Genomic DNA, 23,772 nt, shown 5'->3' on the forward strand with positions numbered 1-23,772 from the left:
GGTGGAGGTCATGGGTCGATGCTCCGCCGCCCCGGGGCGGGCCGCGAGGATCCGTGCCGTTCCGGCATGCGGCGCGACCGCCCGTGCCAGGATGGCGTCGTGCCCGAGACCCCTCCCGCCCCCTCCGACGACGAGATCGTCGCCGCCGTCGGACCGCGGCTCCGGCGCCTGCGCACCCGCCGCGACCGCACGCTCGCGTCCCTCGCGGCCGAGACCGGCATCTCGGCGAGCACCCTCTCGCGCCTCGAGAGCGGAGGCCGTCGCGCGACGCTGGAGCTGCTCCTCCCGATCGCCCGCGCCCTCGGGGCGCCGCTCGACGAGCTCGTCGGCGCCGCGCCGGAGGATCCCCGCGTGCACGGGCGGCCGGTGCGCCGGAACGGCATGCTCATCCAGCCGCTCAGCCGCGACGCGGGCGCGCTCCAGGCGTTCAAGCACACGCTCCCGGCCGGGCCGGTGACGGAGCCGGCGGAGCAGCGCGCTCACGAGGGCTTCGAGTGGCTCTACGTGCTGAGCGGGCGGCTCCGCCTGCGACTCGGCGAGCACGATCTGGTGCTGCCGGCCGGCGAGGCCGCCGAGTTCGACACCCGGGTGCCGCACTGGTTCGGCCGCGCCGACGAGCAGCAGGTCGAGTTCCTCAGCCTCTTCGGCCGCCAGGGCGAGCGGATGCACGTGCGCGCGTACACGCGCCGCTGAGCGCGGTCACGCCTCGCCGAGCACCTCGCGCGCGAAGCCCTCGGTGCGCGCCCGCAGAGTCGCGATCCGCTGCGCCCGCGCCGCCTCGAGGTCGAACCCGATGTAGGCCACCGACGGGCGCCGCCGCACATTCACCGAGCACTCGAAGCGGGAGCAGACGAGCGTGCCGAGCGAGTCCCCCGCCCGCCCGGCCGCTCCGGCCTTCCGCGCCCCGAAGAAGACGACGTCGTTCGGGAGCTGCACGTCGCGGCACCACGAGCACTGCGCCCGCGAGCGCGGCAGGGCGTCGGCCTGGGTGAGCAGGACCCCGACGAGGCGCTCCTCCAGCGGCACGACGACGTAGGCGCGGCGGCCCATCCTCCGGTCGCGCCAGCCGAGATGGTCGATGACCGACCAGTCGAGCGCGTCGAAGTCCTTCGGCAGCGCGAGATCGGCGACCTCCTTGCGGGAGGCGTTGACGAAGGACTCGCGGATCTCGGTCTCGGTCAGTGGCTGCATGGCGCTTCCGAGCCTAGGCCGGGATCAGCCCAGGTGGGCGACGGCCTCCTTCGGAGCCTGAGCGAGGAACTCCTCCTTCTTCACCCGGATCATCGCGACGGCGACGACGGAGGCCACGACCAGCCCGATCGCGGCCGCGACGAAGACCGCGGAGTAGCCGTCGACGAAGGCGACCGGCGACTGCTGCTCACCCGCGACTCCCGCGTAGAGGGTCGTGAAGATCGACAGCCCGATCGAGCCGCCGATCTGCATGGCGGCGTTCGCGGTCGCTCCGGCGGCACCGGCGTCGTGGGCCGCGACTCCGGTGAGCGCGAGGTTCTGCAGCGGCACGAAGACCATCGCCATGCCGATGCCCAGGAGGATCAGCGCGGGCAGCACCTCGAGGAGGTAGCCGCCGTCGGGGGTGATGCGGCTCAGGTAGAGGAGCCCGGCCGCCGCGATCAGCGGGCCGACGATCATCAGCACGCGCGGGCCGGTGCGCGGCAGCAGCTTGGCGGCGACTCCGGCGACGATCATGATCGTCACCGTCATCGGCAGATTGGCCAGGCCCGCCTCGAGCGGCGGCAGGCCCAGGACCAGCTGCAGGTGCAGGGTCAGGTAGAGGGTGGAGCCGATCATCACGCTGCCGACGATCGCCTGGACCAGGAAGGCTCCGCCGCGGACGCGGTCGGCGACGATGCGCAGCGGCAGCGACGGGTGGTCGGAGCGGGCCTGGATCCGCACGAAGAGGGCCAGCAGCAGCACGCCGACGAGGAGGAAGCCGAGGGTGTCGACGCGGAGCCAGCCCTGCTCGGCGAGGGTGAAGCCGTAGACGACGCTCGCGAGCCCGAGCGCGACGGTGATCGTCCCGGCGACGTCGAAGCGGTTGCGCCCCTCCGCGCGGCTCTCGGTGACGAGCAGCTGGCCGGCGATCGCGCCGACCACGACGACGGGGACGTTGACGAGGAGGCACCAGCGCCAGTCGGCGAACTCGGTGAGCAGCCCGCCCAGCACGAGGCCGACGGCGGCGCCCGCTCCGGCGACCGCTCCGAAGACGGCGAAGGCCGTGCCCCGCTCGCGGCCGGAGGGGAAGGAGACGGTGAGGAGGGCCAGAGCGGCCGGGGCGAGCAGCGCGGCGAAGGCGCCCTGCAGCCCGCGGGCGGCGATCAGCTCGGTGCCGGAGGTGGCGAGGCCGCCCCAGGCGGAGGCGGCGCCGAAGCCGATCATCCCGATCAGGTAGGTGCGCTTGCGGCCGGTGTAGTCGGCGATGCGGCCGCCCAGGAGCAGGAGCGCGCCGAACGCGAGGGCGTAGGCGGTGACGACCCACTGGCGCTCGACGTCGGTGAGGCCGAGGTCGGCCTGTGCGGCGGGGAGCGCGATCGTGACGATGGTGCCGTCGAGCACGACGACGAGCTGCGTGAGCGCGAGGATCACGAGCACCCACCAGCGGCGGGCGGAGGAGGGAGCGGACGGGGAGGGCATGGCGGCCTTTCACACGGAGCGGAGCGGGACCGGCGGGTCCGGATCCGAGCCGCGTCATCGGGGCCGAACCACCCCAACCAGTTGGTTGGGCGAAGAAGAGTGTATCGTTCGAGCGCCCGGAGGTGAACCATGGAGCCGACATCCGATGCGGCGCTGCCCGCGCGCGAGCGGATCCTCCGCGCGGCCTCCGTCGAGTTCGCCGCCCACGGCTTCGCGGGCGCCCGGGTCGACCGTGTGGCCGCGGCCGCGGGTCTGAACAAGGAGCGGCTCTACGCCTACTACGGCGGCAAGCGCGGCCTGTTCGTCGCGACCGTCGTCGAGGCGCTCGGCGCTCTCGACGAGACGCTCCTCGCCGAGGCGGCGGACCTCCCCGACCTCGCGGGCCGCATGTTCGACCATGTGTGGGAGCACCCGGAGTTCCTGCGCCTGCTCACGTGGGCGCGCCTGGAGGGAGCCGGCGTCTGGGAGGAGGCCGGCGAGCAGCTCGGCGGGGTCCCCGCCCCCGAGGCCCGGGTCCTCGAGTGGCAGCGCGCCGGCGTCGTCGACGCGAGCTGGTCCGCCGACGACCTCTTCATCGCCCTCCTCGGCCTCTGCGAGATCTGGCACCTCACCCCCTTCGCCTCCCGGGGCGGGGAGGAGACGCGCGACCGCCGCCGCGCCTTCGTCGTGCACGTCGCGCAGCTGGTGGGCGCACCGCGCTGAAGCCAGCCCCTCCCCCTTCACGGGGAGCGACGTCGGCATCATCTGATCCGGACGCGGTGGACGGGGCGGCTCATCCCTCCGAGCCGGAACCCGACGGATCGGAGGGGAGTGGGAGGTCCCACGGATCCGGCTTCGGGACGACCCCTTCATCACCCGGAAGGACCGCGCCCGCCGCGCGCTGAGCCTCGTCCTCGAGGAGGAGTGATTCGAAATCGCCGGGCGCGCACGGCATCTCCGCCCCGATCATGTACATCTCCTCGACAGCGCCGGTGACGAAGCTCGCCCGGAGCACCGGTCCGCCCTGCCCGTAGACCGTCGGGCGCGGAGTCGAATCGGTCACTCTCACCGTCATCCCCAGCGACTCCCAGTAGTCCGCGACCTTCCGCGCATCCCCCTCGACATCGGTGCCCGCCGGGGCCCACCAGGCGTAGCTGTAGCTCGCACCGCTCACCCGGTCGCCGGGGCCGCACACATCGGGCCTGGCCGCGCCGCTCCGCGGCCACCACCCCTCCACATCGAGCCGCCCCGCGGAGTCCCGCACGAACTCCACCACCCGATCCCGACCCTCCCGAGGACTCATCGTGCTCACCGGTCTCGCCTCCTTCTCCGTTGCACAAGCGGTCATCGACATCACGAGCAGAGCGGCGACGGTCAGCGCGACGCCCGTCCGCTGAGGAGAGCCTCTACCCGCCATGGGAGGCTCCCACGACCGCCTTCTGGAAGGCGGTCGGTCCGAGCGGCCGGTTCTCGGTCAGCAGGTCGAGTCGCCGGGAGACGGCCCACGCCGCGTTCTGCAGGGACTCGGTGTTCGTGTCGAGATACCCCGCGAGATCGCCGTCGTCGCTCTTCAGCGCAGCGTGATCCGTCACGATCCTCCCGGCGTCGCCTCCGGTCTCGACACCGAAGACGCGCGCGCCGAAGTCCTCGTCAGCGGGATCCGTGTGGTGGTTCCAGCTGAAGGCGCGGCCCATCCACGCGGCCTCGTCGCCGCTCTCGGTCTCGCCGAGGTACTTGTCCCGCGCCTGCCCCGCGAAGACGGATTCCGCGTGCAGGCCGCTCGCCTCGTCGACGCTGTCCGGGAGGCCGGCCGAGCCCAGCGTCACGACGACCCCGAGCTCGACGTCCGAGCGCGAGGCGGCGACGGCCATGACGGTGCTGCCGTAGGAGTGGGCGACGACGTTCGGCTTCGGCAGGTCGTCGCCCCGGACCGCGGAGAGCCCCTGGACAGCCGAGGCGAGTGCGGCGCCGCCGGCGACCGCCTGGTTCGAGGTGAGGACGTCCATGCCGTTCCCGCCGAGCCGCGCCATCGGCGGGGTCTCGTAGCCGATCCAGGAGACGACGGCGCTGCCGGGCGGGAGGAGCGACTGCAGATTCTGCGACGCCTTCGTCCATCGGGTCATGCTCTCCGTCGTCTGTCCCATCCCGGGGACGGCGTAGGTGACGTTCGTGGCGGTGTCGGGATCGCCGATCGAGACGGCGGCGAGCGGAGGCTCGTCGGCGGTCAGGGAGATGAGGAAGCGCGGGTCCTGACCGAGACCGCGCCGCAGCGATGCCCGGACGTCCCTCAGCGCCACCAGCTGCGACTCCACCGCCGCGAGTCGCTCCCCGTCGCCCGCCTTCCCGCGCAGGCCCGCCGCCTCGCTCCTCAGCGCCGCGATCCGCGCCCTCAGCGCGCTCTCGTTCGCCCTCACCCGGGCGCGGTAGGGAACACCCTCCAGATTCCCGATCACCCCGGGCAGACCGGCGACCAGCGCCTCCTGCTGCGGCGAGAAGCGCGCGCCGTCCGTGGAGTCGAGGCTCCGCCACCAGTCGTTCACGAGGGTCGGAGCCAGTCGCCCGAGCCGGGCCGCGAGATCGGGCGACGCGGCGAGGAGTGTCGCGAGATCGTCGGACGAGAGCGCCGCGAGGGAGTCGAGCAGGCTCCGGCCGCCCCGGGGCCGCGCCAGGGTGCCGACGGCGTCGAGGACGGGAACGGAGAGCGCCGCTCCCCCGGCGGCGGTGAAGGCCAGGGAGATCTGCTCGACCCAGGTCGCGTCGGCCGCACCGATCGACAGCAGCTCGCGGAAGCCCTGGAGCACCGAGAAGGACTCGACCGGCGCCCACGAGCAGCGGTTGCCGAAGGCTCCCCAGGCGGCCATCAGATCCTGGAGCCGGGAGCGCATCGCCTCGTCCGCCTGCCGGGTCTGCGAGACGAACACGTCGAGACGCTCGGGGTCGGCGGAGGTCGTGCCTCCCGAGGCGGAGCCGCCCGGGGACGTGCGGGGCACCGACCGGGGGGAGAACAGCGCACGGATCGGCGGAGGCACGACCGGCCGATCGGACGGCGGCCGGTCGACGACCTCGTCGACTCCCGCCGCGAGGGCCGCGATCGGATCGAGGCGGCGCTGCTGCTCGCGCTCGTCCGCCCGCCGCTCCCAGGCCGCGTACTCCTCCCGGCGCCGACGCTCCTCCTCGGCCTTCCTCGCCACGAGCCGCACCGTGTCGGCGAGCTCGTGCAGCTCGGCGCTCAGCCGACCGCGATTCTCCCTGTCGCAGAGGCGGACCCGGCGGAACAGCTCGGCGTACGCGCCGCGGAACTCGCCCAGCGCGTACTCGGCAGCGACGGACCTCAGCAGCTCCTGGGAGGCGAGCGCCTCCGCCGCCTCGTCCGAGGCGCGGACCAGCTCCGCCGCTGCTGCATGGTCGAAAGAGAACAGGGTCATCGCCTCCTGAGTGAGAACATCTCAGGAAATGTAGAACGACCACGACGGCGTCGGCTCCGGGTGGCGCGAGACGGCACGCGGTCAGCGCGCCCGCGCCGCGTCCGGCGGCACGCAGAAGTGGCGCGGACCCCGTCGGTCCGCGCCACTCGTTCAGATCACGCGGCTCACTCCGCCGCGGTCAGCCGCTCCAGGTATCCCGCGAACGCACGCAGGTCCTCCTCGGGCCAGGCGCTCAGCGCCTCCTGCATCCGCTGCCGCTGACGGCCGCCGAGGTCGCGCATCCGCTCGCATCCGGCCGCGCTGAGCGAGAGGAACCGCGCTCGGCCGTCGGCGGGATCGGAGGTCATCTCGACCAGGCCCAGCTCGGCGAGCTGGCGGGCCTGGCGGCTGATCGCGCTGCGGTCGACCCCGAGCCGCTCCGCCGCGGCGCCGGAGTGGACCGGACCGCAGCGCTCGAGGATCCGCAGCAGCCGCAGTCCGAAGGGCGGCAGCGCCGGGTCGATCGACGCCGCCGCGTCCCGGACGGCGAGGCGCACCTGGACGGCGAGCACGGTGATCTGCTCCTCGACCTCGTGCAGCGCCTCGGCCGAGGGCGCGGCGGCGGGCATCAGGAGCGCTCGATCACGTCGACGGAGCCGGTGGGAGCGGCGTGCCGGGCGTGCCCGACCGGCTCCTCCTGCCGCTCCTCGTCGGCGTGGCGGCCGTGTCCGACGGGAGTGGCCTCGCGACCCTCCCGGGCGTGCGTCGCGTCGTCCGTCCGCCGGGCCTGGCCGACGGGGCGGAGCGCCGCCTGGCCGTCCGAGGCGGCGATGAGGGCGTCCTCCGCGGCCTGCAGCGGAGTGGTCGGCTCCGCCTTGAGCTGCACCGCGTTCTTCGAGCCGAGGCTCACGTTGGGCAGGAGGACGACGGCGATCAGCGTGACCACGGCGAGCGGGATGCTGTAGAGGAACACGTCGCCGACGCCGATCCCGTAAGCGCTCTCGACCACGACGCGCACGGCGTCGGGCAGGGTGGCCGGCTGCGGGATCGTGCCGCTGCCCAGCGCCTGCGCGGCGAGAGCCTGGTCGGCGGGAGCGAGCCCCGCGATGCCGGTCTTGATGCGGTCGGCGATCACGGTGCCGAGCATCGAGCCCAGGACCGAGACTCCGACGGTGCCGCCGAGGCTGCGGAAGAACGTGACCGCGCTGGTCGCGACGCCGAGGTTCTTCACCTCGATCGAGTTCTGCACCACCAGGACGAGGTTCTGCATCAGCATGCCCAGGCCGGCGCCGAGGACGGCCATGTAGATCCCGACGAGGACCAGGTCCGTGTCGTAGCGGAGGGTGCTGAGGAGGGAGGTTCCGATCACGGCGAGCACGCCGCCGCTGATCATGATCGCCTTCCACTTGCCGGTGCGGGAGATGATCCCGCCGAAGATCGTCGACGCGATCAGCAGGCCGGCCATCATCGGGATGGTGAGCAGGCCCGACTGGGTCGGCGTGGCTCCGCGGGCCAGCTGCATGTACTGCGCGAGGAAGACGGCGACGCCGAACATCGAGACGCCGACCGAGATGCTCGCTACGACGGCGAGGCTGAAGGTGCGGTTCTTGAACATCCCCATGGGGATGATCGGCTCGGCCACGGTGAGCTCGGTGATCACGGCGGCGATCAGCAGCACGACGGCACCGCCGACCATGACCGCGGTCTCCCACGAGGCCCAGTCGAAGTTCTTGCCGGCGAGGGAGACCCAGATCAGCAGGAGCGAGACTCCGCCCGCGATGAGCACGGCGCCGAGGTAGTCGATCCGCACCTTGCGCTTCGGGTGCGCGGGGAGGCGGAGGGTCATCTGGAGGAGGACGATCGCGACGATCGCGACGGGCATCGCGATGAAGAAGTTCCAGCGCCAGCCGAACGCGTCGGTCACGACGCCGCCCAGGAGCGGGCCGCCGACAGTGCCGATCGCCATCACGCCGCCGAAGAGGCCGGCGTACTTGCCGCGCTCACGGGGGCTGATGATGTCGGCCATGATGATCTGGCTCAGCGCGGCGAGTCCGCCGGCGCCCAGGCCCTGGAACACGCGGAAGACGATCAGCATGTTCGTGTCCTGCGAGAAGCCGGCCAGAGCGGAGCCGATGACGAACAGGCCGAGGGCGAGCTGGATCAGCAGCTTGCGGTTGAACAGGTCGGCGAACTTGCCCCAGAGCGGAGTGGAGACCGTGGTCGCGAGCAGGGTCGCGGTGACGACCCAGGTGTAGGCGTTCTGGTCGCCCTTGAGGTCGGAGATGATCCGGGGCAGCGAGGTCGACACGACCGTGCCCGCGAGGATCGAGACGAACATGCCCAGCAGCAGGCCGCTGAGCGATTCGAGCACCTGGCGGTGCGACATGGCGCCGTCCGGCCCGGCGGGGGCGTGCGGCGCGGTGGTTCCGCGCGATGCGGCGCGGTGTTCGGGGTGTGACATGGGCTCCTCTTCAGCACGGCGGCGGTTCTAGTTGACCGCGATCAACTATTGACCGAGAGCAACTATATAGCCGGGCGTCACGAATCTCCAGTGGCACTCTGCTGCCGTCCAGGCGCCGCTCCGGCCGCGCCTATCCTCGGAGCATGGACAACATCGATCGGAAGATCCTCGATCTGCTGCGCCAGAACTCCCGCGCGGGCTACGGCGACATCGGCGGCGTGGTCGGGCTCTCCGCCTCCGCGGTGAAGCGCCGCGTCGACCGCCTCGTGGCCGACGGCGTGATCCGCGGCTTCACGATCAAGGTCGACCCCGCGGTCGACGGCATGGCCACCGAGGCCTACGTCGAGCTCTTCTGCCGCGGCACCGTCGCTCCGGACGAGCTCCGCCGCATCCTCTCCGCGGTCCCCGAGGTCGTCGACGCCGGCACGGTCACCGGCTCCGCCGACGCGATCGTCCACATCCGCTCGCGCGACATCCCCAGCCTCGAGCTCGCCCTCGAGAAGGTCCGCATCGCGCCCAACGTCGACCACACGCGCTCCGCGATCGTCCTCTCCCGCCTCATCCAGCGCAGCGAGGCCTGACGGATCGCGCCACCTCCTCGACGCGCGTCGCGACCGCCTGGTACTCCATACCTGTATGGTGAATCCAGGAGGGCGAGCGTGAGCGACAGGGAACAGGCCGGTACGGCGGCACGACGGAGACGGCGCATCTGGCTGATGCTGCCGGCACTGTTCGTCGGCGTCCTGGCCGGGCACCTCGTCGCGACCGCGGTGGGCGCCGAGGATCCGTGGGACGTCGTGGTCACCGCCGCCGTCGCGGCAGCGGTGGCGTCCGTCGTCCTCGCCCTCGTCGACCGGCGGCGCTGAGCCCTCCCTCCTGGATCGGAATCCGAGGGAGGGAACGACGATGGAACGACAGAGGACGAGCACGGCACTGGTCGCGGCGGCGGCCGCTCTGCTGGCGGTGCCGCTGTTCACAGCGCAGGCCGCGCACGCCGAGCCGGCGAGGCAGGAGACGAGCAGCCGGGTGCACCTCGAGGCACGGGGCGGATCGGCGTCGACGGTGACCTTCGACGTCACCGACGACACGCGGATCGTCGAGCTGGCGGGCGGCGGGGTCGGCTTCACGGACGGCGCCGAGACGTCCGACGCACTCCCGGAGAGGATCGACGTCGGACGCGGCCGCACCGTGTCGGGCCACTGGTCGATCGACGACTCCGACACGCTCACCTTCCACTTCGCCCCGGACTCGGCGTCCCGCTCGGCGGCGGGCGGCCTGCACCTGAACAGCGACTGGAGCTCGCCCGAGTGGGGCCACTGCGTCGCCGGGAGCGGCGTCAGCGGTGCCGCGACCGGCGGGGTGATCGGCGCGATCTCCGGTCCCGGCGCGATCGCCTCAGCGACCGGCGGGCTGCTCGCGGGGATCATCGGCGGAGCGATCACCTGCTGAGCGCCGCCTCCTGAACGACCCGGATCAGGCGGGCGCGTCCGCTGCGGTGTGGACGCGCTCGCCGCCGATCCAGGTGCCCAGCACCCGGGTGTCCCCGATCGCGCGGGGGTCGCCGGCGAAGGGGTCCCGGTCCAGCAGGGCGAAGTCCGCCGCGAGTCCCACGGCGATCGAGCCCGACTCGCCCTCCAGGCCGTTCACCCACGCCGAGCCGGCCGTGGAGGCGGAGAGGGCGGTGGCGAGGTCGAGGCGCTGCTCCGGGAGGAACACCTCCTCGCTCCACCCCGGCTCGCGCTCGGACGGCGCCGAGAGCCGGTTCACCGCGACGTGGATCGCGGCGAGCGGGTCGGGCGTCGACACCGGCCAGTCGCTCCCCGACGCGAGCACCGCGCCCGAGCGGAGCAGATCGCCGAACGGGTACTGCCACGAGCCGCGCCGCTCACCGAGGAACGGCAGCGTCAGCTCCACCATCTGCGGCTCCGCCGAGGCCCACAGCATCTGCAGGTTCGCCGCGACGTCGAGCGCACGGAAGCGCGGCAGGTCGTCCGGATGCACGACCTGCAGGTGCGCGAGGTGGTGGCGGTTGCCGCGGCGCCCGTTCGCCTCGATCGCCCGCTCGACGGCGTCCAGGCACTCGCGCACGGCGCGATCGCCGATCGCGTGGAAGTGCACCTGGAACCCGGCCGCGTCCAGGAGCGGCACGGCCTCGTTCAGGAGGCGCGGGTCGACCATCGAGAGGCCGTCGCCGTGACCGTGGCCGCCGTGCCCGTCGAGGTAGGGCTCGAGCATCGCCGCCGTGAAGTTCTCGGCGACCCCGTCCTGCATGATCTTGACGGTCGTCGGCGCGAAGCCGTCGGCGGCGAGCGCCGCGCGCCGCTCGACGAGCTCCGGGATCTGCTCGACGCCGCGGCCCCGGTCCCACCACAGCGCACCGCGGACGCGCCCGGTCAGCTCGCCGCTCAGCGCCGCGCGGCGGTACACCGGACCGGGGTCGCCCACATCGCCGTAGGAGCCGATGATCGCGTCCTGCCACGCCGTCACTCCGAACGAGTGCAGGGTCTCCTGCCCGAGGAGCAGCGCCCGGTGGAGCTCGTCCGCGCTCGCGGGCGGGAGGTGGCGGCGGACCGCGTCCATCGCCCCCTCGTGCAGGGTGCCGGAGGGGGTGCCGTCGGCCAGGCGCTCGATGCGGCCGTCGGCGGGGTCCGGCGTCGTGCGGTCGATCCCCGCGAGGCGCAGTGCGGCGGAGTTGACCCAGGCGCCGTGCCCGTCGGCGTTGGTGAGGAAGGCGGGCCGGTCAGGGACGACCGTGTCGAGCTCGCGGGCGGTCGGAGTGCCTCCGGGGAAGTCGGGCAGGTTCCAGCCGCCGCCGAGGATCCACTCCGCTCCGCTCTCCCGAGCCGCGTACTCGGCGACCGTCGCCAGGTGCTCGGCGGGCGACCCTCCCGCTCCGAGCCAGCAGCGCAGCAGCGCGGCGCCGCCCCAGACCGGGTGCACGTGGGCGTCCTGGAAGCCGGGGACGAGCATCCGGCCCTCGAGGTCGACCACCTCGGTGCGCGGCCCGATCAGGTCGGAGGCGTCGGCGCCGACCGCGACGATCCGCCCTCCGACGACAGCGACGCCGTGCGCTCGGGAGCGCACGGCGTCGGCGGTGAAGACGGCGCCGCCGGTCAGGACGAGATCGGCGGCGCTCACGGGTTCAGAAGCCCGCGGGAGCGAAGGCCTGCGTCATCAGGGAGAAGAGCGACACCGTCCAGCCGATCGCGATGAGGAACGACACGACCACGACGCCGAGGAAGACCCAGAGCGGGAGGAGTCCGCCGCCGGTCACGCGCTTCACGACCACGCTTCGGCCGATCACGTAGACGTAGGGAGCGGCGAGGAAGGCCCACGCCCAGTGGAACGGACGCTGCAGGCCGGCTCGCTTCAGCTGGCGCCAGTCGAGGAAGGCGAAGACGACCTCCGCCGCGTAGATCAGGAAGCCGACGACCTGGAGCACGCCGAGGCCGACGAGGTAGGCGGTCGACATCCCCATCGAGGAGCTCGGCCCGTAGGTCGAGGCCATCGACGAGTCGACGATCGCGCTCGGCGGGAGGAGGAAGATCGACAGCGCCGAGAGCAGCGGCAGGAGAACCACCACCCAGATCCACGGGGTGGACGTGACGATGCTCGTGTCGCGCTGCTGCACGGGTGCTCCGGGAGCCGCGGCGTAGGCCGGGTACTGCGGCTGCTGCTGGCCGTAGGGCTGCTGCGGCTGCTGGCCGTACTGCTGGGGAGCCTGCTGGCCGTAGCCCTGCTGCCCGTAGCCCTGCTGCCCGTAGCCCTGCTGCCCGTAGCCCTGCTGCCCGTAGCTCTGCTGCGGGTCGGCGGACGACGGCTGCTGCGGATACCGACCCGAGGCCGACTGCCCGTAGCTCGTCGCCGCTCCGCTCGACGTCTCCCCGTAGGCGGGACGCTCGGCGGGCGGCGCGGGCGGAGTCGGTGCGGTCGGCGGAACGGGAGTCGCGGCGGCCTGCGCCGACCCGCTCTCGGCCGGGGCGGTGGGAGTGGCCGCCGGCGCGTCGCGGAGCGACTCCGTCCAGCCGGTCCCGTCCCACCAGCGCTGACGGGACGAGCCCGCCGGGTCCGGGTACCACCCGGCGCGGGGTCCGGAGGCCTCGCCGCCCGTGCTCGCGCCCTGGTCCGTGCCGGTTCCGTTGTCGTCCGTCATGGCGTCCTCCACTCCCCTCCGGGCGTCTGCCCGCGATCTCGGACCACCGTAGCGCCGCGACACGATGCATGGCCTGAGGGCGGGCTGATCGCGCGCTGTCCGAGCGCTGTCCGCTCCGGCAGACGCCGGAGGCCGCCGACCGCCAGGATGGACGCATGCCCCACCTCCTCCGAGCCCGCGCCGCCCTCTTCGACATGGACGGGACGCTCGTCGACTCGACGGCAGTCGTCGAGACCATCTGGGGCGCCTTCGCCGAGCGCTTCGCTCTCGACCACGACGCGGTGCTCGGCGCCGTTCACGGTGTCCGCGCCGCCGACAGCGTCCGCCGCTTCGCTCCGACCGGCAGCGACGTCGACGCGATCGTCGCGGAGCTCGACGCGTACGAGCTCGAGCACACCGAGGGCACCGTCGAGATCCCCGGCGCGACGGCGTTCCTCGCCTCACTCCCCCGCGAGCGCGTCGCCCTGGTCACGTCCGCGAGCCCGGCACTGGCGGCCGCCCGTCTGGCCGCGGCGGGCGTCCCCTCCCCCGACACCGTCGTCACCGCGCACGACGTCGCGAACGGCAAGCCTGCTCCCGACGGCTACCTCGCCGCCGCTGCCCTGCTCGGCGTCTCCCCCGAGGACGCGCTGGTGTTCGAGGACGCCGAGGCCGGCATCCGGGCGGGTCTGGACGCCGGCATGCGCGTCATCGTCGTCGGGAGCCACGAGAGTGCGAGCACCCGGGGGCTGCCCCGGATCGCGCACTACTCCGACGCGCACGCCGCGCTCGAGGGCGACGAGCTCGTCGTCACCCTCGGCGGGCCTCAGTAGCGGATCGCGTCGATCACCTTCACCCGCACGGCGACGATCGCCGGCACCAGGCCCGCGAGCGCGCCGACGAGGGTCGCCGCCCCGAGCCCGAGCAGCGCCGCCTCGGCCGGGAAAGGCGGGATGTCGGCGATCCCGTTGTCCTGCACGAAGGCCACCGTCCACGGGTTGGTGACGAGGATGACCGCGATCGTCACGCCGACCACTCCGGCGACCACGGTCGCCACGACGCTCTCCATCATGATCGAGAAGAAGATGCGGCCGGAGGAGGCGCCGAAGCTGCGCCGGATGCCGATCTCGCGGATCCGCTGCCGGACGGTGACCAGGGCGATGTTGAGCAGTCCGAGCGCGCCGAGCGCCAGCACCAGGCCCGCCACGCCGCCGATCACCCAGGTCAGCACGCCGAAGGGGTCGGAGTCGTAGACCAGGTAGTCCTGCCGGTCGACCGACACCTCGAAGTCGGATCCCAGGGCGCCGGCCACGTCGCGCTCCACCGCCGCGGCGAGGGGCTCGGCCAGGTCGAGCGGCACCCACATCTCGTAGTTCGGCACGCCCTGCCCGCCGAACTGCGGGTCGGCGTCGCGGGCGACCGCCGGGTAGGCGTCCGCGAGCATCATCATCGACGGATCCGTCTCGAACTGCGAGGAGGGAGTCACGCCGACCACCACGCCCGTGACGTCGCGCTCGGAGCCGAGCAGGGTGACCACCGGGTGGGTGCGCAGATCCGGGCTCCCGATCCGCTCCCAGAAGCGCTCGTTGACGACGAGTGCGGGAGCGAGGCGCTGGGAGTCGCGGGCGGTGAACCAGGAGCCGTCCACGATCTTCAGCCGGTGCATCTCGGCGAAGGGCTGGTCGACCGCCTGCACCGCGACGTCGACGGCGCCGTCGGCGAACTGGACGCGCGCGCTGCCGTAGGTCGAGCGGCTCGCGTAGGTGATGGAGTAGCGCTCGAGCGCACCGGTCCACGCGGCCTGGAGTGCGTCGGCATCCACCTCGGCGGTGCCGGTACCGGAGGGGTAGGCGGAGAGGAAGAGGCTCGCCGGGCGCCCGCTGGAGCGCTCGGCCTGCTCGATGCTGGCCTGGCGGGCGATGCCACCGGCGGCGACGACCGCGGTCAGGGCGGCGACGGCCACCGCGACTCCGATCAGCGAGAGAAGCACGCGTCCGCGGTGGATCCGCAGCTCGGTCCACGCCTCGACGATCGCGCCGGCGATCCCGACGAGCGCGCGCATCAGAGGACCGCCGCCTCGGCGACGGGGCCCGCATCCGCGGTCGAGCCCAGGCGGCCGTGGTCGAGCCGGTAGTGGCGCTCGGCCCGCGCCGCGATGGCCGGGTCGTGGGTGATGGTGACCAGCGCGGAGCCGGACTCGCGGGCGATCTCGTCGAGCAGGCCCATCACGCTCTCGCCGGTGTCGGTGTCGAGGGCGCCCGTCGGCTCGTCGGCGAGGATCAGCCGCGGTCGGCGCACCAGGGCGCGGGCGATCGCGATCCGCTGCTGCTCGCCGCCGGACATGCGCCCGGGCATCGAGTCCACGCGGTGCCCGAGGCCGACCCGCTCCAGCATCTCGGCCGCGAGGTCGCGGCGGCGCCAGAACTCCGATCCGGTCGCGTAGAGCAGCGGCGTCATCACGTTCTCGCGGGCGGTCCGCCCCTCCAGCAGGTTGAACTGCTGGAAGATGAAGCCGATGCTGCCGCCGCGGATGCGCGCGCGGGCCCGCGAGGACAGGGTCTCGGTGGGAGCACCCTCGAGCAGCATCCGCCCCTCGGTGGGCTCGTCGATGAGTCCGAGGATGTTGAGCAGCGTCGACTTGCCGGAGCCGCTGCGCCCCACGACCGAGACGTGGTCGCCCTCGCCCACCTCGAGATCGACGCCGTCGAGGATCGTCAGCGGCGGTGCGTCGGGCAGCGGGACGACCTTGCGGATCCCCTCGAGCCGGAGGATCGTCACGAGCAGAAGACCGAGCCGTCGGGCTGCGCGATGCAGTCGCCGCCCAGCTGGACGTCGGGAGCCGCCTCCTCCGCGCCCGGCACGAACTGCAGGAGCTCGGCGCCCTCCTCCACTCCGCCGGTGATCTCGACGGAGCTGCCGTCGGTGAGTCCCAGCGTCACCGGGACCTCCTCGGTGCTGCCGTCGTCCGCCCGGCGGAACACGACGCCGGACTGGGCGGTGCCCTCGACCGCGGTGGTCGGCACGACGAGGACGTCCTCCGCCTTGCCTCCCGCGAGCGTCACCGAGGCGGCGAGCCCGGGGAACACGGTGACCTCCGTCGGCACCTGGCAGGTGAAGCTCGTGCCGGAGCCGCCGGTGGAGGTTCCACCGCCGCCGCCGTCCGTCGCTCCGCCGGTCGTGCCGCCCTCGCCGGCTCCGGCGAGAGGGGTGCTGATGGTGAGGTCGGTGCAGGTGAAGCCGGCGGGCCCGCCGGTGATCGCGACCTGCGCCTCCGTCGGCCGGTTCTGGATGCGGTAGAGCTGCTGCGCGTCGATCGTGCCGGTGACGGCGTAGCTCGGCGGCGCGACCTGTCCGGTCACCTCGCCGACCGTGACGGCCTGGTCGTGGATGACGCCGAGCGCGCTGAGGGTGCCGCCGGTCGCGGCGTAGACCCGCTCGAAGCGCACGGAGGGCTCCTGCTGGGTGAGGGTGACGGCGCCGTCCGGGCCGGTCGTCTCGACCGGGTCGCGCGGAGTCTCGACGCGGATGTCGTAGATGAGATCGCCCGACGCGACGGCCGCGCCCTGCTGCACGTAGACGTCGTCGACCGTTCCGGCCGCCGTCGCCTTCAGCGGCACGGCGGGGTCGGCGGCGACGGTGCCCTGGAGGGTGAGGTCGTTGGTGACCGTGCCGCGGGCGACCGTGACGGTCGGCTCGGTGATCTCACCGGTCGGCTGCGTCGGATCGGCCTCGGCCGCGCCGTCCGGGAAGAACGCGATCTTCACCAGGGCGATGCTCGCCGCTCCGATGATGACCATCCACACGATCGGGAACACCCAACGCCGAACCGCACCCATCAAGTCCCCCGACTCCGCTTCCAGAGCGCTCCGCCGTGGGGCGCCGGAGGCAGCCTATCCGGCGACGAGGTGGCGTCCCGGACCGTGGCGCGCCCGTCAGCCGACGAGCGCCGCGACGATCGAGGCGACGCGGCGCGCCCTCGTCTCGGCGGCCTTCGCGCCCTCGACCGACGTGACGTGGGCCTTCCGCGCGCTGGGCGAGAGCGCGGCGAAGCGCTCCGCAGCGCCCGCTGAGGCCAGCGCGGACGCCAGGTCCTCCGGCACGACGACCTCGCGCGGCGCGGTGTCGAGCTCGATCACGACGTCGATCGCGTCACCGCCGGCGAGCTGCGTCTCGCGGCGCTTCTCGGCCGAGAACGGGATGAGCGCGCGTCCGCCCATCGCTCCGACCGTGCTGGTGAAGCGGTAGCCGTTCACCGTCACCGCGACGGCGGGACGCTTGCCGCCGCCGAGTGCCTCGAGGACCTCGGGCGGCACCTCGATGCCGGTGTTGTTGCCGATCCGGAAGAGCGTCGTGGTGAACTGCACGAGGCGATGATGGCACGGACTCCGCGTGTCGCGCGGCCGATCGCCGTACGGATGCGGAGGGCCGTCGACTCGATCCTCGTCGACCTCCCGTTCACGGATCCGGAGCGCTCGAGGGCGTTCTCCCCGGCGCTCGGCCGGACCCTGGATCCCCTGTTCAGCGACGACGCCGCCTGCTCCGTCGCCTCCGAGCACGTGTCCGCGATGCTCCTCCCGCACCCCTCCTTCTCGACCTCCAGGTCGAAGGAGATCGTCGACGCGCGCTCCCAGGTGCAGGGCCTCTTCTCGGTGAGCGTCGGCAGCCGGGAGGAGGTGGGCGAGGTGCTCGGGAACGGGCCGGCCTCCGGCGGCCCCGAGCCGGTCGCGGTGCAGGACCTCGGCTCCATGCGGGCGCGGCCTCGAGGACCCTGACGGGCACGTCCGGGAGTCCCTGTACATGAATTCGGCCGCGGCCGAGGCCGGTCCGCCCCGGGAGCGAGGGGTCGGTGCGCTCAGCAGGAGCGGGTGTCGGGGTCTCCGAGCGAGGAGCGCACGGCGTCGACCGTCATCCTGCCCTCGGGGTCGAGCCGGGCGAGCATGCGCGACATGATGTCGGCCAGCTGCGGGATCTGCTCGGCGTCGAGCGGATCGATGACGTCGGCCAGCACGGTCGCGACGTGACCGGGCGCCGTGTCGACGATCTTCTGGAGGCCGGCGTCGGTGAGCACCGCGTTCGTGGCGCGGCCGTCGGAGGCGCAGGGGCGGCGCTCGAGGTAGCCGCGGGCGACGAGGCGGGTCACCACGTGCGAGAGCCGGGGCAGGGTCGCGTTGGTGCGGGCGGCGAGCGTGGTCATCCGGAGGGCGCGGTCGGGCGCCTCGGACAGCATCGCCAGCGTCAGGTACTCGAAGTGCGTGAGCCCCGCGTCGCGCTGCAGCTGCGTGTCGAGGGCGCCCGGCAGCAGTTCCACGACCGCGATGAAGCGCAGCCAGGCGTCGAGCTGATCGGGCGTCAGCCAGCGTGTCTCGGGCGCACTCATCCCCCCACCCTACCCACTACTTGCCGCGACAAGTAAGTCCCCCCGCGCCTCGTCGAGCCGCGTCCCGGGGCTTCGTCGGGAGGCCGACCCGCGCCAGCCTGATCTCTCCATCCCCGCGAGCACCGCCCCCGAGGCGAACCAGCGATCCGCGTACCAGCGGATCGCTGCAGCCGTACGCACCCCGCCCTGCAGAACGCACCCCGTCGAGAAGCCGACCGCGCCACACTCGATCCACACCATCCCCGCGAGCACCGCCCCCGAGGCGAACCAGCGATCCGCGTACCAGCGGATCGCTGTAGCCGAACGCACCCCGCCCTGCAGAACGCACCCCGTCGAGAAGCCGACCGCGCCACGCCCGTCAGGGACGGGCGTGGAATCGACTACAGCACGTCGTCGCTCAGATCGATCGGGTTGCCGAAGCGGTGGTTCGTGATCGAGATCGCCTGCTCGCGGAGGAAGGGCAGCAGTTCGACGCGGCCGGCGGGGGTGACCGGGTCGGCGTAGACGGCGGTGTCGAGGGCGCCGCCGAGGGCTTCGGCGAGGGCGGTCGCGAGGGGGACGCGGGATCCGTCGGCGCGGGTGAGCGGGACCGGCTTGCCTGTGCTGCCGCGGGTCATGCCGGCGACGACGTCGGTGAAGGAGCCGGTCGAGTCGGACGATCGGCGGACGACGGCCTGCTGTCCGTGCGTCGGGCTGCCGGGGGCCTGCGGGCCCGCATAGCCGTCGACGCGGTCGGAGACGATGTCGCCGATGATGCGGATGCGCGGCGCCGTGATGCGGCCGGCCGCGGCGCGCTCGAGCCACTGGGCGTCGGTCTCGACGACGATGCGCGGGACGAGGCCCGCCATCTCGGCGAGCTCGTCGCCGCCGAGCATCTCCTCGACCCGCGGCGGGAGCGGGAGGGACGTGGAGATGTCCATCCGGGAGCGGGTCAGCAGGCCCGCGGCGATGACGCGGAGGAGCTCTCCGAGGTCGCCGCCGTCGGCCAGGCGCAGCGCGATCGGCACGCGGAGGTAGCGGAACAGGTTCCGCTCGACGCCGACCTTCGAGATGTCGGTGACGACGCCGAACTCGGTCGCCCAGGCGAGCTGGTCGGAGAGGGCGGAGCGGCGGAGCAGGTCGAACTGCTCGAACCGGAGCGAGGACTGGGCCGCCTCGATGAACTGGCGCGCGCGGTCGTCGAGGCCGCGCAGGTGCAGCGTCGAGGAGGAGCGCGCGGGCGAGGGCTTCCAGGAGCCGAGGCCGATGAGGTGGTTGGGTCCGCCCGTCTTCGCGCCGCCGCCGACGGACGAGCGCTTCCAGCCGCCGAAGGGCTGGCGCCGGACGATGGCTCCGGTGATGCCCCGGTTGACGTAGAGGTTGCCCGCCTCGACCGAGTCGATCCAGAGGGCGAGCTCGTCGGCGTGCAGGGAGTGGAGCCCGGCCGTGAGCCCGTACTCGGTGCCGTTCTGCATCCGGACGGCGTCCTCGAGGGTCGCCGCGTGCATGATCCCGAGCACCGGGCCGAAGAACTCGGTGAGGTGGACGTAGCTGTCCTCGGTGACGCCCTCTCGGATCCCGGGCGACCAGAGCGTGCCGCTCTCGTCGAGGCGCTGCGGCTCGACGAGCCACGACTCGCCTCCGCCCAGCGTGGTGAGCGCGTGCAGGAGCTTGCCGGTGGGCTCCTCGATGAGCGGCCCCATCACCGCCGACGGGTCGTCGGGCCGGCCGACGCGGAGCGACGTGACGGCGTCGACCAGCTGGGCGCGGAAGCGCTTGGAGCGGGCGACCGAGCCGACCAGGATCACCAGGGAGGCGGCGGAGCACTTCTGGCCGGCGTGCCCGAAGGCGCTGCGGACGATGTCGGCGACGGCGAGGTCGTAGTCGGCGTGGGGAGTGACGATGATCGCGTTCTTGCCGCTGGTCTCGGCCTGCAGTGCGAGGCCGGGCCGCCAGGAGCGGAAGAGGCGGGCGGTCTCGTAGGAGCCGGTGAGCAGCACGCGGTCCACGAGGGGGTCGGTGATCAGCGCCCGTCCCAGCTCCTCCTCGTCGAGGTCGACCAGGGCGAGGAGCTCCTGCGGGACGCCCGCGTCCCAGAGCGCCTCGACGAGCACAGCCGCCGAGCGGCGGGCCTGGGGCGCCGGCTTCACCACGACTCCGGAGCCGGCGGCGAGCGCCGCGAGGATCGATCCGGCCGGGATGGCGACCGGGAAGTTCCACGGCGGAGCGACGACGGTGACCCGCGCGGGGACGAAGGTGGCCCCGGTGACGGCGTCGAGCTCGCGGGCGCGGGTGGCGTAGTAGTGGGCGAAGTCGATGGCCTCGGAGACCTCGGGGTCGGCCTCGGCGATCGTCTTGCCGGTCTCGGAGGCCATCACCTCGATCAGGCGGTCGCGGTTCGCGGCGAGGACGAGGCCCGCGCGGTCGAGCACGGCCGCTCGGTCGTAGCCCAGGCGCTCGCCCCAGCGCTCCGCGCGGCGGGACACCGCGCGCAGCACCTCCTGGAGCTCCACCTCGGTGCTCACGCGCGCGGCGTCGGCCGTGCCCGCTCCGATGGTCGAGCCGGCGATGCGCTCGGTGATCAGGCGCGCCCAGCGGCGGTTGCCGGGGAGGGCGGGGTCGGTGTCGGGCTCGTTGTGGAAGCCCGCGGTCGCGGCGGCGGCACCGGAGCCGCGGCTGAGGCCGAGGACGGCCTGCGTCAGGCCCGCGGCGGCCGGGTCCTGCGCCCGCTCGCCGGCGCGGGCGTGCTCCTGCACGAGGCGGCGGCCGGAGCCGGAGGACCACTCCCGCAGGCGGTCCTGCGTGCGGTTCGGCGGCGGGACGGAGTCGTCGAGGGCCTCGAGCGAGGCGCGGAAGCGGCCGAGCTCCCGCTGCAGCACCTCCTCGTCGTCGAGGCGGAACGCGGCCGAGAGGAAGTTCTCGGGGCTGCTGTTCTCCTCGAGCCGGCGGATGAGGTACGAGATGGCCACGTCGAACTCGTGCGGGTGCACGACGGGCGTGTAGAGGAGGAGTCGTCCCACGTCCTCGCGGACGGCGCGCGCCTGCCCGGTCGCCATCCCGAGCAGCATCTCGATCTCGACCGCGCCGGTCACCCCGCGCTCGGTCGCCGTGAGCCACGCCCAGGCGAGGTCGAAGAGGTTGTGCCCGGCGACGCCCACGCGCACCGCGTCGACGCGCTCCGGCCGCAGCGCCCGGTCGAGCAGGCGCTTGTAGTTCGTGTCGGCCTCCACCTTGCTGCCGACGGTCGCGAGCGGCCAGTCGTGCAGGGCCGCGTCGACCCCCTCCATCGCGAGGTTCGCGCCCTTCACGACGCGCACCTTGATCGGGGCTCCGCCGCGGGCCCGGCGCTCCTGCGCCCACTCGGTCAGCTCGTCGAGCACGCGGACGGAGTCGGGCAGGTAGGCCTGCAGGACGATGCCCGCCTCGAGGTCGAGCATGCCCGGCTGCTCGAGGAGGCGCCGGAACACGGCGACCGTCAGGTCGAGGTCGCGGTACTCCTCCATGTCGAGGTTGATGAAGGTGGGGTCGGCTCCGGACGCGGCGGCCTGGTAGAGCGGGGTGAGACGCTCCACGACGCGGTCGACCTCCTCCTCGAAGGCCCACATCGACAGCTGGCTGACGACGCTCGAGACCTTGACGCTGACGTAGTCGACGTCCGGCCGCTCGAGCAGGCGGAGGGTCCCCTCGAGGCGGCGGCGGGCCTCGCGCTCGCCGAGCACGGCCTCGCCGAGGAGGTTGAGGTTGAGCCGGTCGCCGCCCTCGCGCAGCGCGGCGACGGCCGCACCGAGACGCGCCTCCGAGGCGTCGACCACGAGGTGCCCGACGAGGCGGCGGAGGACCCGGCGGGCCGCGGGCACGACCACCCAGGGCAGCACGGGGCCGACGGCGCCGCCGGTGCTGATCGCCGCGCGCAGGTAGGAGGGGAGGAAGGCGGGCGTCTTCGCGGTGAGCGCCGCGAGGTTCTCGGCCGCGACCGAGAGGTCCTCGGGCCGGGCGACGCCGTCGACGAACCCGACGGTGAAGTCGAGTCCGTTCGGGTCCTGGAGCACGCCCGCGAGCCGCTGGGCGGCGGGCTCGACCGGGAACTCGCCGCTGCGCGCGATCCAGCGGCGGACCAGGGACTCGACGCGCTCGATCATCGGGCGGTCGTCGACCTCGGGCTCGGCGGCGGCGGGCGCGGCGTGCTCCGACTCCGACGCGGCGTCGGGCCCGCGCACGACCTCGTCCTCAGCATCGCGCACGACCTCGTCGTCGGCATCGGGCTCGCTCACGGCCGCGTCCTGAGCGTCGCGCACGACCTCGTCCTCCTCCTGAACACCGGGCTCGCGCAGGTCCTCATCCTCAGCGTCGGACTCCTGCTCGTCCTGAGGCTCGGCCACGTCCTCGGACGCGGACTCCGGCGCCGGCACGACCTCGGCCCCGCTCACGGAGTCGCGCGCCTCACCGGCCTCGACCTCGTCGTCCGACCCCGTGCCGCCCTCCGGCGTCCGACCACCGATCGTCGCGTCGACCCCGCTCCGCACGGCCGCGTCGTCGGGCTCGCGCTCCGGGTCGCTGCCGGGCACACCTGGGGTCGTCGACTGCTGCATCCTCCGAGGCTAAGCCCGACCCGCCGCCCGGACGCGGCGTGACGCGGTGGTCGCGCCGACTCGCCCGCGAGCCGCCCCTGTGGAGGAGCGGATCAGTGCCGGCGGTGGTCCTGGATGGTCATCCGCGGGCCGTGCCGCGGCTTCCTCGCTCCGCTGCAGCCGATCAGCCGGATGACCCGCTGCCGGTGCCCGCGCCACGGCTCGAGGAGCTCGAGCATGCCGTCGTCGTCGACCCCGAGCCGGCCCGTGAGCGCGAAGCCGACGGCCGCGGCCAGGTGGTAGTCGCCCACGCTGACCGCGTCCGGATCTCCGTGGGCGCGCATCATCACCTCGGACGCCGTCCACGGCCCGATCCCCGGCACCGACTGCAGCCGGCGGGCGACCTCGTCGCCGCCCCGCCCGAGCGCGAGGGTCCGCTCGAGGCCGGAGGCGACGAGCGCGGCGGTGAGGACGGTCCGCGAGCGCCGCGGATCCACTCCCGCGCGGTGCCAGTCCCACGAGGGCACGCGCCGCCACTGCTGCGCGCTCGGAGCCACGTGCAGAGCGACCGGCCCCGGGGCGGGCTCCCCGTGGAGGCGCACCAGCACCCGGTAGGCGCGCCACGCCTCCGTGCTCGTGACCTTCTGCTCGAGGACCGACGGCGCGAGCATCTCGAACACCAGGTTCGCGCGCGTGAGGCGCAGGCCCGACGAGCGGCGGAGCACCTCGGCGAGCGGCGCGTGGGCCGACAGGTCGAGCCCGCTCCAGTCGTCGCCGTGGCCGAGGAGCTCGGGGACCGCGTCGATCAGCCACTCCGCTCCCCCGCCCCAGGCGCGCGCGTGGACCGCGCCGTCCGCCGCCTGCCGCAGGTGCAGCGTGCCCGGGCCGAGCGGCGTGCGGAACGCCCGCCAGAAGCCGGACGCGTCGAGGAGCATGGTCGGGTCGCCCGAGCCCCGCAGCAGCGTGCGGAGGGTGAGCGCGAGGCTCACGGGCTCCGACGGCGCGTAGACCGTCGCCCAGGATGGCTCGGGAGCAGGGGCGGGGATCGACACGCAGTGATGGTAACCGGCGGCTCCGACACCGGATCGGACGCTCCTCCGCAGAACCCCCATCCACGACGTGTTCGGAGCGACACACCCGGCGGATTGGTTCAGACGGCGTGAACACATGCGCGGATCCGATCGCCCGTTTCCACTGGTCAGCAGGTCGGTCCCGGGCGT

22 protein-coding genes are annotated in these 23,772 nt (G+C 73.4%); 7 read left to right on the top strand and 15 right to left on the bottom strand.

Annotated elements, in window-relative coordinates; all coding sequences use genetic code 11:
• Positions 1-99 precede the first annotated feature (99 nt).
• Positions 100-693: a helix-turn-helix domain-containing protein gene (locus C5C63_RS04145; RefSeq protein WP_258065383.1), complete on the top strand. Its 594-nt coding sequence runs from the start codon at positions 100-102 to the stop codon at positions 691-693.
• A 6-nt stretch (positions 694-699) separates the two neighbouring features.
• On the opposite strand, the gene C5C63_RS04150 is transcribed toward C5C63_RS04145, so the two are convergent.
• Positions 700-1,191 (bottom strand): FBP domain-containing protein, encoded by a 492-nt coding sequence (locus tag C5C63_RS04150; RefSeq protein WP_104222848.1) that lies wholly within the window; start codon positions 1,189-1,191, stop codon positions 700-702.
• A gap of 24 nt (positions 1,192-1,215) precedes the next feature.
• Positions 1,216-2,652 carry an MFS transporter gene (locus C5C63_RS04155; protein ID WP_104325523.1) on the bottom strand — a complete coding sequence of 479 codons (1,437 nt, stop codon included), beginning with the start codon at positions 2,650-2,652 and terminating at the stop codon, positions 1,216-1,218.
• Positions 2,653-2,781: 129 nt separating this feature from the next.
• Between C5C63_RS04155 and C5C63_RS04160 the strand changes: the two genes are divergently transcribed.
• Complete coding sequence (locus tag C5C63_RS04160; RefSeq protein WP_104297647.1) at positions 2,782-3,354, top strand: TetR family transcriptional regulator; 573 nt, start codon at positions 2,782-2,784, stop codon at positions 3,352-3,354.
• Positions 3,355-3,424: 70 nt separating this feature from the next.
• Here C5C63_RS04160 and C5C63_RS04165 read toward each other — a convergent pair whose 3' ends face one another.
• The 4 genes from C5C63_RS04165 to C5C63_RS04180 all read right to left on the bottom strand — a co-directional run bounded on the left by C5C63_RS04165 (position 3,425) and on the right by C5C63_RS04180 (position 8,421).
• Positions 3,425-3,988 (bottom strand): hypothetical protein, encoded by a 564-nt coding sequence (locus C5C63_RS04165; protein WP_146084568.1) that lies wholly within the window; start codon positions 3,986-3,988, stop codon positions 3,425-3,427.
• Positions 3,989-4,037: 49 nt separating this feature from the next.
• Positions 4,038-6,056, bottom strand: a complete 2,019-nt coding sequence (locus C5C63_RS04170; protein ID WP_104325524.1) for an alpha/beta hydrolase — start codon at positions 6,054-6,056, stop codon at positions 4,038-4,040.
• A gap of 164 nt (positions 6,057-6,220) precedes the next feature.
• Positions 6,221-6,664, bottom strand: a complete 444-nt coding sequence (locus C5C63_RS04175) for a MarR family winged helix-turn-helix transcriptional regulator (RefSeq protein WP_104222853.1) — start codon at positions 6,662-6,664, stop codon at positions 6,221-6,223.
• The gene (locus tag C5C63_RS04180) at positions 6,664-8,421 is read right to left on the bottom strand and encodes an MDR family MFS transporter (protein ID WP_104273714.1); all 1,758 of its coding nucleotides are present in this window, start codon (positions 8,419-8,421) and stop codon (positions 6,664-6,666) included. The genes C5C63_RS04175 and C5C63_RS04180 overlap by 1 nt, the downstream gene beginning before the upstream one ends.
• 218 nt (positions 8,422-8,639) lie before the next feature.
• Between C5C63_RS04180 and C5C63_RS04185 the strand changes: the two genes are divergently transcribed.
• The 3 genes from C5C63_RS04185 to C5C63_RS04190 all read left to right on the top strand — a co-directional run bounded on the left by C5C63_RS04185 (position 8,640) and on the right by C5C63_RS04190 (position 9,945).
• Entirely contained in the window at positions 8,640-9,077 is a 438-nt protein-coding gene (locus tag C5C63_RS04185) for an Lrp/AsnC family transcriptional regulator (protein ID WP_104222855.1), read from the top strand.
• 78 nt (positions 9,078-9,155) lie between these two features.
• Positions 9,156-9,362, top strand: a complete 207-nt coding sequence (locus C5C63_RS16655) for a hypothetical protein (protein WP_146076614.1) — start codon at positions 9,156-9,158, stop codon at positions 9,360-9,362.
• Positions 9,363-9,402: 40 nt separating this feature from the next.
• On the top strand, positions 9,403-9,945 hold the full coding sequence (locus C5C63_RS04190; RefSeq protein WP_104233106.1) for a hypothetical protein: 543 nt from the start codon (positions 9,403-9,405) through the stop codon (positions 9,943-9,945).
• Positions 9,946-9,969: 24 nt separating this feature from the next.
• On the opposite strand, the gene C5C63_RS04195 is transcribed toward C5C63_RS04190, so the two are convergent.
• Positions 9,970-11,634 (bottom strand): amidohydrolase, encoded by a 1,665-nt coding sequence (locus C5C63_RS04195; RefSeq protein WP_104325525.1) that lies wholly within the window; start codon positions 11,632-11,634, stop codon positions 9,970-9,972.
• A 4-nt stretch (positions 11,635-11,638) separates the two neighbouring features.
• Positions 11,639-12,649, bottom strand: a complete 1,011-nt coding sequence (locus tag C5C63_RS04200) for a DUF2510 domain-containing protein (protein WP_146086348.1) — start codon at positions 12,647-12,649, stop codon at positions 11,639-11,641.
• 155 nt (positions 12,650-12,804) lie between these two features.
• On the opposite strand from C5C63_RS04200, the gene C5C63_RS04205 reads away from it, so the two are divergent.
• Positions 12,805-13,461 (top strand): HAD-IA family hydrolase, encoded by a 657-nt coding sequence (locus tag C5C63_RS04205; RefSeq protein ID WP_104325527.1) that lies wholly within the window; start codon positions 12,805-12,807, stop codon positions 13,459-13,461.
• Here C5C63_RS04205 and C5C63_RS04210 read toward each other — a convergent pair.
• The 4 genes from C5C63_RS04210 to C5C63_RS04225 all read right to left on the bottom strand — a co-directional run bounded on the left by C5C63_RS04210 (position 13,455) and on the right by C5C63_RS04225 (position 16,992).
• Positions 13,455-14,690, bottom strand: coding sequence for an ABC transporter permease (locus C5C63_RS04210; protein ID WP_104222860.1), 1,236 nt, complete (start codon positions 14,688-14,690; stop codon positions 13,455-13,457). The two genes, C5C63_RS04205 and C5C63_RS04210, sit on opposite strands and share 7 nt — an antisense overlap.
• Positions 14,690-15,406 (bottom strand): ABC transporter ATP-binding protein, encoded by a 717-nt coding sequence (locus tag C5C63_RS04215; protein WP_104222861.1) that lies wholly within the window; start codon positions 15,404-15,406, stop codon positions 14,690-14,692. The genes C5C63_RS04210 and C5C63_RS04215 overlap by 1 nt, the downstream gene beginning before the upstream one ends.
• Positions 15,403-16,425, bottom strand: coding sequence for an efflux RND transporter periplasmic adaptor subunit (locus C5C63_RS04220; protein ID WP_104246912.1), 1,023 nt, complete (start codon positions 16,423-16,425; stop codon positions 15,403-15,405). The genes C5C63_RS04215 and C5C63_RS04220 overlap by 4 nt, the downstream gene beginning before the upstream one ends.
• 135 nt (positions 16,426-16,560) lie before the next feature.
• Positions 16,561-16,992, bottom strand: coding sequence for a YdeI/OmpD-associated family protein (locus tag C5C63_RS04225; RefSeq protein WP_104325528.1), 432 nt, complete (start codon positions 16,990-16,992; stop codon positions 16,561-16,563).
• A 51-nt stretch (positions 16,993-17,043) separates the two neighbouring features.
• Here C5C63_RS04225 and C5C63_RS04230 point away from each other — a divergent pair, with 51 nt between their 5' ends.
• On the top strand, positions 17,044-17,400 hold the full coding sequence (locus C5C63_RS04230) for a VOC family protein (RefSeq protein WP_181110550.1): 357 nt from the start codon (positions 17,044-17,046) through the stop codon (positions 17,398-17,400).
• A gap of 80 nt (positions 17,401-17,480) precedes the next feature.
• Here the strand turns inward: C5C63_RS04230 and C5C63_RS04235 are convergent, their stop codons facing one another.
• The 3 genes from C5C63_RS04235 to C5C63_RS04245 all read right to left on the bottom strand — a co-directional run bounded on the left by C5C63_RS04235 (position 17,481) and on the right by C5C63_RS04245 (position 23,604).
• Positions 17,481-18,005 (bottom strand): MarR family winged helix-turn-helix transcriptional regulator, encoded by a 525-nt coding sequence (locus tag C5C63_RS04235; protein ID WP_104233099.1) that lies wholly within the window; start codon positions 18,003-18,005, stop codon positions 17,481-17,483.
• A 380-nt stretch (positions 18,006-18,385) separates the two neighbouring features.
• On the bottom strand, positions 18,386-22,123 hold the full coding sequence (locus C5C63_RS04240; RefSeq protein WP_219815271.1) for a proline dehydrogenase family protein: 3,738 nt from the start codon (positions 22,121-22,123) through the stop codon (positions 18,386-18,388).
• A 542-nt stretch (positions 22,124-22,665) separates the two neighbouring features.
• Positions 22,666-23,604 (bottom strand): DNA-3-methyladenine glycosylase, encoded by a 939-nt coding sequence (locus C5C63_RS04245; protein WP_258062865.1) that lies wholly within the window; start codon positions 23,602-23,604, stop codon positions 22,666-22,668.
• Positions 23,605-23,772 lie beyond the last annotated feature (168 nt).

The organism is Rathayibacter sp. AY1B8 (assembly GCF_002932775.1).
Taxonomy (GTDB): Bacteria; Actinomycetota; Actinomycetes; order Actinomycetales; family Microbacteriaceae; genus Rathayibacter.